This window comes from Rhizobium chutanense, from assembly GCF_002531935.1.
Lineage (GTDB): Bacteria > Pseudomonadota > Alphaproteobacteria > Rhizobiales > Rhizobiaceae > Rhizobium > Rhizobium chutanense.
The window spans coordinates 1-12,848 of the sequence record NZ_NWSV01000013.1; the positions used below are offsets into that span (position 1 = coordinate 1).

Annotated in this window: 12 protein-coding genes; 7 read left to right on the forward strand and 5 right to left on the reverse strand. The window is 61.2% G+C overall.

The genetic code is table 11. The features are described from left to right. The 3 genes from CO666_RS19425 to CO666_RS19435 form a co-directional block, all read right to left on the reverse strand. Positions 1-452: electron transfer flavoprotein subunit beta/FixA family protein (locus CO666_RS19425; RefSeq protein WP_143540329.1), on the reverse strand; the 452-nt coding region annotated here is incomplete at its 3' end. A 35-nt stretch (positions 453-487) separates the two neighbouring features. Next, complete coding sequence (locus tag CO666_RS19430) at positions 488-1,090, reverse strand: dimethylsulfoniopropionate lyase (RefSeq protein ID WP_097613838.1); 603 nt, start codon at positions 1,088-1,090, stop codon at positions 488-490. Between the two features lie 46 nt (positions 1,091-1,136). Beyond that, the gene (locus CO666_RS19435; protein WP_097613839.1) at positions 1,137-3,173 is read right to left on the reverse strand and encodes an NADH:flavin oxidoreductase; all 2,037 of its coding nucleotides are present in this window, start codon (positions 3,171-3,173) and stop codon (positions 1,137-1,139) included. A 146-nt stretch (positions 3,174-3,319) separates the two neighbouring features. Here CO666_RS19435 and CO666_RS19440 point away from each other — a divergent pair, with 146 nt between their 5' ends. From CO666_RS19440 to CO666_RS19470, 7 genes are all read left to right on the forward strand, one after another. Beyond that, complete coding sequence (locus CO666_RS19440; RefSeq protein WP_097613840.1) at positions 3,320-3,949, forward strand: TetR/AcrR family transcriptional regulator; 630 nt, start codon at positions 3,320-3,322, stop codon at positions 3,947-3,949. An 11-nt stretch (positions 3,950-3,960) separates the two neighbouring features. Then, on the forward strand, positions 3,961-4,755 hold the full coding sequence (locus tag CO666_RS19445) for a pyrroline-5-carboxylate reductase family protein (protein ID WP_097613841.1): 795 nt from the start codon (positions 3,961-3,963) through the stop codon (positions 4,753-4,755). Positions 4,756-4,822: 67 nt separating this feature from the next. Further along, entirely contained in the window at positions 4,823-5,824 is a 1,002-nt protein-coding gene (locus tag CO666_RS19450; protein ID WP_097613842.1) for an ABC transporter substrate-binding protein, read from the forward strand. 94 nt (positions 5,825-5,918) lie between these two features. Continuing rightward, positions 5,919-6,806 carry an ABC transporter permease gene (locus tag CO666_RS19455; protein WP_097613843.1) on the forward strand — a complete coding sequence of 296 codons (888 nt, stop codon included), beginning with the start codon at positions 5,919-5,921 and terminating at the stop codon, positions 6,804-6,806. After that, on the forward strand, positions 6,799-7,878 hold the full coding sequence (locus CO666_RS19460) for a quaternary amine ABC transporter ATP-binding protein (protein WP_097613844.1): 1,080 nt from the start codon (positions 6,799-6,801) through the stop codon (positions 7,876-7,878). Before CO666_RS19455 ends, CO666_RS19460 begins: the two co-directional genes overlap by 8 nt. 30 nt (positions 7,879-7,908) lie before the next feature. Beyond that, entirely contained in the window at positions 7,909-8,088 is a 180-nt protein-coding gene (locus CO666_RS34575) for a hypothetical protein (RefSeq protein ID WP_245436817.1), read from the forward strand. Between the two features lie 1,108 nt (positions 8,089-9,196). Then, positions 9,197-10,195 (forward strand): AraC family transcriptional regulator, encoded by a 999-nt coding sequence (locus CO666_RS19470; RefSeq protein ID WP_097613845.1) that lies wholly within the window; start codon positions 9,197-9,199, stop codon positions 10,193-10,195. 35 nt (positions 10,196-10,230) lie between these two features. Here CO666_RS19470 and CO666_RS19475 read toward each other — a convergent pair whose 3' ends face one another. Together CO666_RS19475 and CO666_RS19480 are read right to left on the reverse strand one after the other, a co-directional pair. Next, a complete protein-coding gene (locus CO666_RS19475) occupies positions 10,231-10,515 on the reverse strand; it encodes a hypothetical protein (protein ID WP_097613846.1) in 285 nt (94 codons plus the stop codon). Beyond that, positions 10,512-12,809, reverse strand: coding sequence for an FdhF/YdeP family oxidoreductase (locus CO666_RS19480; protein WP_097613847.1), 2,298 nt, complete (start codon positions 12,807-12,809; stop codon positions 10,512-10,514). Before CO666_RS19480 ends, CO666_RS19475 begins: the two co-directional genes overlap by 4 nt. Between the last annotated feature and the right edge of the window lie 39 nt (positions 12,810-12,848).

Below are 12,848 nucleotides of genomic sequence, written 5' to 3' on the forward strand. Positions count from 1 at the left end.
CCGTCCCCGATCTCGATCTTCGAGGCGAAGGTCGCCTGGGCCGAACCCAGCAATGCCGCCAGCATCTGGCCGGTCTGGTTCGAATCGTCGTCGATCGCCTGCTTGCCGACGATGATCAGGCCGGGCTGTTCGGCGTCGGCGACAGCCTTGAGGATCTTGGCGACGGCGAGCGGCTCGACTTGATCCTCGGTCTCGACCAGGATCGCCCGGTCGGCGCCCATGGCCAGCGCCGTCCTCAGCGTCTCCTCGGCCTTGGCGGGGCCGATCGACACCACCACCACTTCCTCGGCCTTGCCGGCTGCCTTCAGCCGCAGCGCCTCTTCCACCGAGATCTCGTCGAACGGGTTCATCGACATCTTCACATTGGCAAGCTCGACACCCGTGCCATCCGGACGAACCCGGATCTTTACGTTGTAGTCGACAACCCGTTTGACGGGCACGAGAATCTTCATTTGCGAATCCCTATTGTTTTTTCGATTGCCGGCCGTCAGTGCGGCCGTTCTGCAAGCAACACCCAGAAAGCGAAGAGCGGCGTATCGACCGACCTCATGGCATGTTTGATGCCGGGGACATTGTAGAAGGATCCGCCGACGCCGGGCGAAAACCACTCCCCGTCACCTTGCTGGAACTCTCCCTTGGACAGCACGAGATAGACCTCCTCCGGCGCATGGCTATGATCCGGATAGCGCACATGAGGCGCCATCAACGTCACCCCGAACCACAGGTCGTTCCGCTCCTCCAATCCACCCGGGCCGATGATCATGGCATTGGCATGCCCCTCGACGAAGTTGTCGCTGGCCGTGTGGTCATACTTGGTGCGACGACGCCATTCAAGCATTGGTTCGATGCCTTTGAACGTCTCGATCAATCGCGTCAGCGAAGCATAGGAGGTATCCACCGCAAGCGCCAGATCGAGGTGATCACAGACGGGCAACCGACTGCCGTTTCCCGCGCGCGGGGCTCCCGGGCGCTCCAGCGCCGCAAAAAACTGACGGACCGAGCGACGGGCCTCCGGGGCCTTCGCGAACTGATCGAAAGCCAGAGACGCCGCATCCACGAAAAGCTGGAGGCTTTCCCTGCGTAAACTCATCTCATCCCCTCCCCAGGCGATCGGCCGACAAGCGGCCCTTCCTCAATCATATATCCTTGGCGATGCGCAGGCCGTCATAGATGGCGGCATGCGTGTTACGCGCAGCGACAGCATCGCCGATTCTAAACAGCTGGAATTTGCCTTCGGGATTGCGAATGACAGACTGCGGTTCCCCGGAAAGGAGCTGCTCGTGCGACATCTCGCCGAGATTGGTCGAATTGGGCTTCAGTTCGAAATAAAGTTCGTCGAGCGGGATGGTCCCGTGATTGACGACGATCTGATCGAAGCTGCTCTGCTTGGCAATCCCGCCGTAATCGCTGCCGACATGGGCGACGAGCTGGTTGCCGCTCTTCTCGACGGCTTCCAGGCGGTAGGTGACCGTGAAGGTCACGTCATGCTTCTGCAGAGAACGCATATAGGGCACCAGGTTCATGGCCATGACCTCGGGCGCGAAGGACCGGTCGGGCGTCATGATCTCGACCTTGGCGCCCGCCTTGGCAAGAAACTCCGCCGCCTGCAGGCCGGCATGATCGCCGGCATCGTCGAAAATAAGCACGTTGGTGCCAGGCTTCACGTCACCGGAGATGATGTCCCAGGACGAGACCACCAGCTCGTTGCCGCGCGAGAGAACCTCGGTATGCGGCAGGCCGCCGGTCGCGACGATGACAACATCGGGATTCTCGGCCTCGATAGTCTCGGCTTCCGCCCAGCTGTTGAAGTGGAAGGTGACGTCGTATTTTTCGCACTGGCTCATGCGCCAGTCGATGATGCTGATCATTTCCCTGCGGCGCTCGCTCTGGGCGGTGAGCCGGATCTGGCCGCCGGGATTGTTCGCCGCTTCGAAGACAACGACTTTGTGGCCGCGCTCTCCGGCGACACGCGCCGCTTCCAGACCGGCCGGGCCGGCGCCGACGATGACGACCTTCTTTTTCACCTCGGCCTTCGGCAGAATATGCGGCATGGTCAGTTCGCGGCCGGTCGCGGCATTATGGATGCAATAGGCGGCCCCGCCCTGGTAGATGCGATCGAGACAGTAGTTGGCGCCGACGCAGGGACGGATATCCTCTTCACGCTTCTCGATGATCTTGCGGACGATATGCGGGTCGGTCATGTGGGCGCGGGTCATGCCGACCATATCGACCTTGCCGGCCGCGATCGCGTGGCGCGCGGTGGCGACGTCGGGAATTTTCGCCGCGTGGAAGGTCGGGAAGTTGGTCGCGGCGCGGATTTCACCGGCGAAATCGAGATGCGGCGAATTCGCCATGCCCTGGATCGGGATCACGTCGGTCAGACCGGCGTCGGTATCGATGTGGCCGCGGATCACGTTCAGGTAATCGATGAGGCCGCTTTCCTTCAGGCGCTTGGAGATTTCGATGCCTTCGGCCCTGCTGGTGCCGCCGGGAAGACACTCGTCGGCGGTGTAGCGCAGGCCGAGGATGAAATCGTCGCCCACCCTTTTCCGGATTGCCTTGAACACATCGAAACAGAAGCGCAGGCGATTATCCAGCGAGCCGCCATAGGGGCCGTCGAGTTCGTTGGTGAGCGGAGACACGAATTGATCGATCAGATGGCCGTAAGCCTCGAGTTCGACACCGTCCATGCCGCCCGCCTTCATGCGCTCGGCCGCGTCGGCGAAGTCCTTGATGATGCGCTCGATATCCCAGTCTTCCATCTTCTTCGGGAAGGCGCGATGGGACGCCTCGCGATGATGGGACGGCGCCACGACCGGCAGCCAGTCGCCCTTATCCCAGCGCGTGCGCCGGCCGAGATGGGTCAGCTGGATCATGATCGCCGCCCCCTCCTCATGCACGGCGTCGGTCATCTCCCTGATCCAGGGAACGATCTCGTCCTTATAGGCAAGCAGGTTGTTGAAGACGGGCGGGCTGTCCTTGGAGACCGCCGCCGAGCCCGCCGTCATCGTCAGGGCCACCCCGCCCTTTGCCCGTTCCACCGTATAGGCGCGATACTTCTCCTTCGGCATGCCGTCTTCCGGATAGGCCGGCTCGTGGGAGGTCACGATGATACGGTTGCGAAGCGTCAGATGCTTGAGCTGATAGGGCTGCAGAAGGGGATCATTCGACATGGGCCGTGGTTCCGGATTAAAACATCAAGGAAGACGCTAAGCGCAATGTACATATGTGTCAACGACGAAAACAGTTAAGTCGTTGTTTTCGACACTGATGTACATTTTTCTTGTGCGCGGCTTCGTAATTTGATAGGAGATAACGCATGGATCAGGCTTTGAACGACACTGGCTGGCGCGGATCGCAGGAGGGATGGCTGGAAGCAGCTTACCATTCCCTTCTGGATTCCGGTGTGGATTCGGTGAAGATTCTGCCACTGGCGAAGAAGCTCAATCTCTCGCGAACGAGCTTCTACTGGTTCTTCAAGGATCGGGAGGAACTCCTGGCTGCGCTCGTGGCGCGCTGGCGCGAAAAAAACACCGGCAACATCGTCAAGCAGTCCGAAGCCTATGCGGAATCGCTGGCCGAGGCGATGCTCAACGTCTTCGATTGCTGGCTCAACATCGATCTGTTCGACGCGAAATTCGAGTTTGCCGTGCGCAGTTGGGCGCTGCAGTCCGACGAGCTTCTCGCCGAGGTCCAGCAGGCCGATCAGATCCGACTGGAGGCGCTGAAACGCATGTTCATGCGGTTCGGGCTACCAGAAACGACATCCGATGTCAGAGCGCGTACGACTTACCTTGTCCAGATCGGCTACATTTCCATGCAATCGAAGGAGGATCTCGCCGTCCGCATGAAACGGATTCCGGAATATATCGCGATCTACACGGGCGTCGTGCCGCAGCAGAGGGAGCTTGATCGCTTCTTCTCCAGGCATGGCTACAGGCCCGATTAGAGGAGGCCGGGATGAGCATTTCCTTGCGGATCGGCATCATTGGCGGCAGCGGCTGGCTGGGTGGAGCAATCGCCGACTCGATCCTCGGTGCCGGCTTGGTCGATTCTCGCAATCTCTCTCTTTCCTATCGCAGTCAGCAGCCGGATCGTTTCCCGAATTCTTTCTGGACTCCCGACAATCAGGCGCTTGCCGACCGCTCCGACGTGATCCTCCTTTCCGTCCGGCCCGATGACTGGCGCTCCCTTGATGTCGATGCCTCCGGCAAGCTCGTCATTTCGGTCATGGCGGGCATCGGCCTTGCCGCCCTTTCACGACGCCACAAAACCGGCCGCATCGTCCGCGCCCTGCCGAATGCCGCCGCCGAGGTGGCAAAGTCCTATACGCCCTGGATCGGCGCGAGCGATGTCACCAAGCACGACCGCGCCGTGGTCCGCGCCATTTTCGAGGCCTGCGGATCGGAGGATGAGGTCGCAAGGGAAAGCGATATTGATTACCTCACGGGCCTTTCCGGCTCCGGACCCGCCTTCCCGGCGCTGCTTGCCGCCGCCATGATGCGCGATGCCGTCGCCCGCGGCCTGCCGGCCGAGATTGCGCGCCGCGCCGTCAACACGGTGCTAGCAGGCGCCGGCCGCCTTTTGGAGCGTCGCGACGACTGTCCTGACGACGTCGTTCAAACCTTTGTCGACTATCGCGGCACCACCGCGGTCGCCATCGAAGGCATGCGCGCTGCGGGGTTTGACGCGTCGGTCGCCAAAGGATTGTCGGCGGCATTTGAGAAATCGGTGAGTATGGGAAAGGTTTCCTGACGACCGTTGGGGCGGGCACTGCGGCACCCCGCTCGGCAAGACCGGCCGCTAAATAGAGGGAACGAGAATGAAGAAACTACTAGCATCGACATGCCTGACATTCGGCCTGATCGGCGGGGCGTCCTTCGCCAGCGCCGCCGAATGCGGCAGCGTGACCATCGCCAGCATGAACTGGCAGAGCGCGGAGGTTCTCTCTAACCTCGATAAGTTCATCCTGAACGAGGGTTATGGCTGCAGCGCCGACATTACCGTCGGCGACACCGTCCCGACGATCACCTCCATGGCCGAAAAGGGCCAGCCGGATATCGCGCCCGAAGCCTGGATCGACCTGCTGCCCGACGTCGTCAAGAAGGGCACGGACGAAGGCCGCATCGTCCAGGTCGGCTCGCCGCTGCCGGATGGCGGCGTCCAGGGCTGGTGGATTCCCAAATATCTCGCCGATGCCCATTCCGACATCAAGACGATCGGCGACGTGCTGAAGCATCCGGAACTCTTCCCCGATCCCGAGGATCCGAAGAAGGGCGCTGTCTTCAACGGCCCGCAGGGCTGGGGCGGCACCGTCGTCACCTCACAGCTCTATAAGGCTTTCGGCGCCGAAAAGGCGGGCTTTACCCTCGTCGATACCGGCTCGGCTGCCGGTCTCGACGGTTCGATCGCCAAGGCGTACGAACGCAAGGAAGGCTGGGTCGGCTACTACTGGGCGCCGACGGCGCTGCTCGGCAAGTATCAGATGGTCAAGCTCGAAGCCGGCGTGCCGGAAGATACCGCCGAGTGGAAGCGCTGCATCACCGTCGCCGATTGCCCCGATCCCAAGCCCGCTGCGTGGCCGGTCGACCACGTCGTCACCCTGGTCGCCAAGCCTTTCTCGGAAAAGGTCGGGCCCGAGGTCATGGACTACCTGACGAAGCGCTCCTGGAGCAACGACACGGTCAACAAGGTAATGGCCTGGATGACCGACAACCAGGCAACCGGCGAAGATGGCGCCAAGCACTTCCTGGAGGAAAACAAGGACCTCTGGACCAAATGGGTTTCGCCGGAGGCAGCCAAGAAGATCGAAGCTGCCCTCTAATGCCAAAACTGCGGTGCGCCAAAAGCGCACCGCTTCTCGCTCGCCGACAAAATCAAAAAGACTGCCACGGCTCTTTGAAGAAAAGGGGAACCGAATGGAATGGTTTTACAAATTCCCGCATATGAACGACGACGCGCTTCGCAATCTGAAGAAAGCGATCGATGACGGCTTTCGCGGGTTCACCCGCAGCTATGGCGACGGCATCGAAAGCCTGTTCGTCCCGCTGCAGCATTTTCTCATCGCCGCCGAACGTTTCATGACGCAGACGCCGTGGCCGATCATCACGACGATCATCCTCGTCATCGCCTGGTTTGCCAGCCGCAGCCTGAAGATCGTCGTCGGCTGCCTGGTGACGCTGATGCTGATCGGCTATTTCGACATGTGGGACGATACCATGCGGACGGTCTCGATGATCTTCGTATGTACCGTGCTCTCCATCGCCATCGGCATTCCGATCGGCATATTGATGGCTCGCTCCGACCGGCTGCAGCGCATCGTCAACCCGATTCTCGACGTGATGCAGACGATGCCGAGCTTCGTCTATCTCATCCCGGTCGTCATGCTGCTCGGCATCGGCAAGGTGCCCGGCCTGATCGCCGTCGTCATCTACGCCATTCCGCCGATGATCCGCCTGACCGATCTCGGCATCCGGCTGGTCGACAAGGACGTGCTGGAAGCCGCCGATGCCTTCGGCACCTCGCGATCGCAGAAACTCTTCAAGGTCCAGTTGCCGCTGGCGCTGCCCACCATCATGGCCGGCATCAATCAGACGATCATGATGGCGCTCGCCATGGTGGTCATCGCCTCGATGATCGGCGTCCAGGGCCTCGGCCAACCGGTGCTCAAGGCGATCGCCAACCAGTATTTCACGCTTGGCATTTTCAACGGTCTTGCCATCGTCGGCATCGCCATCATCTTCGACCGGGTCAGCCAGGCATATGGCAAAAGGCTCCAGAAGCATCGGGAGACCGTCCATGGCTGAGCATCATTTCGGCGGCATCAAGATCCGTCACCTCTACAAGATCTTCGGCCCCAACCCCTCCGCTCACGTCGATGCGGTTCAGAAGGGCCTGACGAAAACCGAGCTCAACCAAAAATATGGCCATGTGCTTGGCCTCAGGGATATCAATCTCGAGATTCCATCCGGCTGCATCCAGGTCGTCATGGGTCTTTCGGGATCGGGCAAATCGACGCTCATCCGCCACATCAACCGGCTGATCGACCCGACATCAGGCGAAGTGCTGGTCGACGGCGTCGATGTCGTGAAGATGAACGAGGCCGAGTTGCGGACGTTTCGCCGGCAACAGACGGCCATGGTGTTCCAGAAATTCGCGCTTCTGCCGCACCGCAACGTGCTCGACAACACCATCTTCGGCCTCGAAGTGCAGGGCATGGAACGCACCAAAGCCGTCGACATCGCCATGCGCTGGCTGGAGCGGGTGGGGCTGAAGGGCTTCGAGCAAAGATATCCCAACCAGCTTTCCGGCGGCATGCAGCAGCGCGTCGGCCTGGCCAGGGCTCTCTCCAACGACGCGCCGGTCCTTCTGATGGACGAAGCCTATTCGGCTCTCGACCCCTTGATCCGCACGGACATGCAGACGGTGCTTCTCGACATCCAGAAGGAGATCAAGAAAACCATCGTCTTCATCACCCACGATCTCGACGAGGCACTGCGTCTCGGCGACCAGATCGCCATCCTGCGCGACGGTGAAGTCATCCAGCAGGGCACCAGCCAGGATATCGTTCTGCGGCCGGCCGACGACTACATCGCCAACTTCGTCAAGGAGGTCAATCGCGGCCGGGTCATCCATGTCGAAGCTGTCATGACGCCCCTCCATTCCGGTGCGGCGCCGGTTGGATTGGCGATCGTGGCGGGAACGACCGTCGAAGAAGCTGTCCGCATGCTGTCATCGGCACCAGAGGGCGACGCCAGAGTGGTTTCGCCTTCCGGGGAAACCCTGGGGCTCGTCACCTTCCGCCAGCTCGCCAGTGCGATGGTGAACTCGCAGGAGGTGGCTCCCCGACGCGACAGCACGCTTTCCGTCGCACTTTGACGCTTCGCTGACGGCCGTCTTTCCAGGCCGATGGCGACACCGATATCAGGCAGGGCGCCAGGCTTCGTGCAGGCGGCCCGCCGCTGCCGCGAGGCCGGCTTCGATGGCGTGAGGCTTGATGTCAAATGGCTTCTAGAGCTCAGCGTGCAGGAATGTCACGGCAATGGCGTCACGCTGCTCGATCATAACACCACGAGCGCCTTTTCGTAGCAGGCGACAGGCTGATGCTTGCCGTCACCAATACGGCGCCAATTGGCTGGGCGAGGAACTGCATTCCCAAGGTCGCCATGTGATGGAAATCGGGGACTGCACCGCACCACGCCAAGCGCCCTACGCCTTCTATGAGGGTGGACGAGCCACCCTGGAGCTGGGACGGCGAAGCGGCCTCGCTGCGCCTTATGCCAACTCCTGCTGGATGCCACATGAGAGATTCGAGATCTCTATCCACTTTGCGCGCGCCGCGGCGCGAACATGCCTCCAGCCCGCGCTTGCCTATACATTTTGCGCAAAGCCAGTCCAGACTGCGTCGCGAAAAGCCGATTAGCGGATAATATCGTAACCCGACAATTGCTCCATGGCTGCGGAACAATAAAATGAATCGCGACCGGGACCATGATGGTTTGCGGTTCCAAAGCCAAGCCCGTTCATCCATCACCCCCAAAAAGGATGGAAGGGATCATACATACGCACACCATCCCGTGCGTATGCCTGCAATGCATGTCTGCCTGCCGAAGGCAATCTTAAGCGGTCCACTATAGAACCTTCGGCAGGCGACTGCGCGGCTCGCGAATGCGGACGCACCTCCATCAGCTTCAGGCAATGTGCATCTCGGCGAGACCGCCCCATTTGGGCGCGTGGTGGCCCCACGGACACACGCGATAAATTTGCCCTTTAGCGTAATCGTTTCATCATCTTGCCAATCCTGCGATGTTCTGCCAGTTCCTTCCGTCAGGCTGCGAAGCCGGACGCGATGGGAACTGTCGACACTCTATTTAGCGGATTGGTTTTTTTGACATTTGCCGCGCCCGAACTCGGCCTGCATCAGCTTGCGCAAGGCCAGGATTTCGATGCCGCCATCAGGCGGAAATCCACTCCTGCGCACTACTGTGCGCAGCCCTCGGATCGTCTAATATATAGGCCAGCCTTGCTCACCGTTCCCTCAACCGGGCTTTGATGAGCACGCAATGGAGGATGACCAGGATGATTGGCCGAGGTACGTGCATCAATCCCGCATCCACGAAGCTCGCCCTTCGTCCCGGCATCTGCGGGCAATCGCAAAGGGCAAGGCGAAGCAACCGAATTGAACAACGGGAGCAGCATGACAGAAAATAGCACTCCGCAATTCTCATTTCGATTTCGCGGCTCGTCCTTCGACAATATGGTCGAAACGCTCGGGGGCGCTTTTGGCGCGTTCGATGCCGAGCCTGTCGGCCGGGCGCAGCAGTTCCATTGGGGATTGGATTTTTCTGCGGCTGACAGCGCTGTCTTGCTCACCGGCTATCACGAGGCGGAGTTTCAGTTCAATATCGAGCCAACCGTCGATACGACAGAGTATTTGTCGATCGTCGTGCCGCGCAGCGGCGGCATGGGGGTGGCTTATGGATCCCGCATCGCCGAGGCGGGGCAGGGAAAATTGCTTCTCTACAACAATTTCGAACCAGACAGCGTCATCATGCACGGACAGTCGAACGTCATCGACGAATTGCTGATCAACTGGTCCGTGATCCTCCAGACGATCGGCCAGACGTTCGAAATTCCGTTCAGCGGCTCTCTCGATCTGTTGCCCGAACTGGATCTGTCGACGCCGGTCGGCCGGACGATCGGCAATCTGACCGAAACGATCGCCATCGGCATGCGCGACGACGGCCCCTTGCTGCAGTCGCCGATCGCCATGGCGCATATGACGCAGGCGCTGGCCGATCTGGTCGTGCGCCTGGTACCGCACCGGCTGTCGCATTTCCTCGACAACGGGCCTGCCCTGATTGCTCCCCGGCATGTCCGCAAGGCGATCGAATTCATGCAGGCCAATATCGATCAGCCGATCACCATGCCGAAGGTCGCCGAAGCGGCCGGCGTCTCCAGCCGGGCGCTCGAAACCGGTTTTCGCGCCTTCAGGGGAACCTCTCCTGCCGCCTATCTGCTGACGCTTCGCCTGCGCGCGGCCAGGCAGGACTTGCTCGACCCCGAAAGCACGGAGACGAAGAAGGCGATCTGTCTCAAATGGGGCTTCTTTCATTTCGGCCGGTTTTCCGCAGTCTATAAATCGACCTACGGAGAATATCCTTCCGACACCAGGAAGCGCGTCTACCGTCGATAACGCATATCATCGGGACGCGTGCCGCGGCTCCCGGCTTACGGCGGCGAAGCGGGCGGTAACCGGTAATGCACTCTCATCGTCCGCGGATCCCGCTTGACGATCTCGAGGACGCCCTGGCGCTCGGCCAGGGCATTGAGCTCCCGCAATACGAGAGAATGGGCGATCCCCAGCCTCTGCGCAAAGGCGCGGCTGTCATGGACAATCCCGAGCTCGGCGGCGACGAGAAGACCCGCCTGGATCGTCGTCAGCCCGGCATCCCGGGCTTGCGCTGCCGCGACGAGGGCAAGAAACCGATCAACGTCGGAGGTTTCTTCATTCACGCGGCGTTGCGCCGGCGGAAGGATACCATGATCGACTTCGAGGTCGGCGTATCGCTTTCCCTGCCCGCACTGCCCAGCGGCACCAGCACGTTCAGCTCGGGATAATAACCGGCTATGCTGCCCCTCGGAATGTCATAAGGCACCAGCCGGAAATCCTGTGCGATGCGCTCGATGCCGTCATCATACTCGCCGATCACGTCGACCCGGTCGCCGGCCTCGGCGCTCATCGCCTGCAAATCGGCGGGATGAATGAAAATCACCCGCCGCTCTCCGTAGACGCCGCGATATCGGTCATCGAGACCGTAGACCGTCGTATTGTATTGATCATGCGACCGGAACGTCTGCAGAGCGAAACGATGTCCCTCGCCCTTTCGCGCGCGCTGATGCACCGTCTCCTCGGGAAGCAGCTCGGACGAGAATGACGCCTTGCCTGCCGGCGTATCCCACTCCCGGTGCGCGGCCGCATTGCGCAGGTGGAAACCGCGCGGCTTGCGCAGGCGCGCATTGTAGTTTTCGAAGCCTGGAATGGTCGCCTCGATATGATCGCGGATAAGGTCGTAGTCGTCGGCGAGCCCCGCCCAGTCGACCACGGCGACCCCCACCGTCGCTTCCGCCATGCCGGCAATGATGGCGACTTCCGAGAGCAGGTGCGGCGAGGCCGGGCGATTGATGCCGGCAGAACCATGCACCATGCTCATCGAATCCTCGACGCTGACGAGCTGGGAATTGCCGGCTTCGTTGAGGTCCATCTCGGTGCGTCCGAGGCAGGGCAGGATGAAGGCCGCCTCGCCGGGCATGAGATGCGAATGATTGGGTTTGGTGGCGATGTGCACCGTCAGCTTCAGCCGCCGCAGCGCCTTTTCGACGAGGGCGCTGTCGGGCGTGGCTCGCGCGAAATTGCCGCCAAGCCCGATGAAGGCTTCGGCCGAGCCGTCGAGCATCGCGCCGATCGCGGCAAGAACATTGTGTCCATGTTCGCGGGGAACGGCGAAGCGGAAGTGTTTCTCCAGCGCATCGAGAAAATCGTCCGCCGGCTTTTCGTTGATGCCGACGGTGCGGTCGCCCTGCACGTTGGAATGGCCGCGCACCGGGCAAAGGCCGGCGCCCGGCCTGCCGATATTGCCGCGCAGGAACATGAAGTTAGCGATCTCGCGGATCGTCGCGACCGAATGCAGGTGCTGGGTGACACCCATCGCCCAGGTGCAGATGACCCGTTCGGCATTGATATAGACATCGGCCGCCCGTTCGATCTCCGCCCGGCTCAGTCCCGACTGGTCCTCGATCTCAACCCAGCTCGTCGCCTCGACCGCGGCCCGATAGGCCTGAAAATCCGCGCAGTGTTCGGTAAGAAATGCATGATCGAGGACCGGGGGCAGACCGGCGGCGACCGCTCGGCCTTCGGCGGCCAGCACGGCCTTGGCCATGCCCCGCACCGCGGCCATATCGCCGCCGAGCTGCGGCTGCAGATATTGGCTGGCGATCTCGGTCGAACCGCCGCGCAGCATCTCGATCTTGTCCTGCGGATTGGAGAAGCGCTCCAGGCCGCGCTCGCGGATGGGGTTGAAGACGACGATACGCGCGCCGCGGATGGCCGCACGGCGCAGGTCGCCGAGCATTCTCGGATGATTGGTGCCGGGGTTCTGGCCGATCACGAAAATCGCATCGGCCTCTTCGAAATCCTCCAGAAGCACGGTGCCCTTGCCGACGCCGACCGCCTGGCGCATGGCAATGCCGCTTGCTTCGTGGCACATGTTGGAGCAATCGGGAAAATTATTGGTGCCGTAGACGCGCACGAACAGCTGATAAAGGAAGGCGGCTTCGTTGCTGGCCCGGCCCGAGGTGTAGAATTCCGCCCGGTTGGGGCTGTCGAGGCCCTTGAGGATGCCGCCGATCTCGGCAAAGGCATCCCCCCACGAAACCGGCAGGTAGCGGTCGCTGACCCTGTCGTAACGCATCGGATGCGTGAGGCGGCCGTTGAGTTCGAGTTCATAATCGCTCAGCCGGCGAAGCTGCGAGACCGTATTGTCCGCGAAGAAGGCGGGCGTTGCCCGCTTCTCGGTCGCCTCCCAGGCGACCGCCTTGACGCCGTTCTCGCAGAACTCGAACGACGATCCGTGTTCCGGATCGCCCCAGGCGCAGCCCGGGCAATCGAAACCATCCGGCTGGTTTGCCTTCAGCATGGTGCGCGCGCCCGAAATGGGCATACCGCTTTGCAGTAATTGCTTACCGCAACTCTTCAAAGCGCCCCAGCCGCCGGCTGCCGCCGATTTCTTACCAATGAATTTTGTGTCCATGCGCCCTGTATTGTTGAAACGGGCAAAACATCAAGGCCA

What these genes read in the sequence shown, in the direction of transcription:
- CO666_RS19430 (WP_097613838.1), bottom strand. Translation starts at nt 1,090, where the DNA reads ATGAGTTTACGCAGGGAAAGCCTCCAGCTTTTCGTGGATGCGGCGTCT.
- CO666_RS19435 (WP_097613839.1), bottom strand. Translation starts at nt 3,173, where the DNA reads ATGTCGAATGATCCCCTTCTGCAGCCCTATCAGCTCAAGCATCTGACG.
- CO666_RS19440 (WP_097613840.1), top strand. Translation starts at nt 3,320, where the DNA reads ATGGATCAGGCTTTGAACGACACTGGCTGGCGCGGATCGCAGGAGGGA.
- CO666_RS19445 (WP_097613841.1), top strand. Translation starts at nt 3,961, where the DNA reads ATGAGCATTTCCTTGCGGATCGGCATCATTGGCGGCAGCGGCTGGCTG.
- CO666_RS19450 (WP_097613842.1), top strand. Translation starts at nt 4,823, where the DNA reads ATGAAGAAACTACTAGCATCGACATGCCTGACATTCGGCCTGATCGGC.
- CO666_RS19455 (WP_097613843.1), top strand. Translation starts at nt 5,919, where the DNA reads ATGGAATGGTTTTACAAATTCCCGCATATGAACGACGACGCGCTTCGC.
- CO666_RS19460 (WP_097613844.1), top strand. Translation starts at nt 6,799, where the DNA reads ATGGCTGAGCATCATTTCGGCGGCATCAAGATCCGTCACCTCTACAAG.
- CO666_RS34575 (WP_245436817.1), top strand. Translation starts at nt 7,909, where the DNA reads ATGGCGACACCGATATCAGGCAGGGCGCCAGGCTTCGTGCAGGCGGCC.
- CO666_RS19470 (WP_097613845.1), top strand. Translation starts at nt 9,197, where the DNA reads ATGACAGAAAATAGCACTCCGCAATTCTCATTTCGATTTCGCGGCTCG.
- CO666_RS19480 (WP_097613847.1), bottom strand. Translation starts at nt 12,809, where the DNA reads ATGGACACAAAATTCATTGGTAAGAAATCGGCGGCAGCCGGCGGCTGG.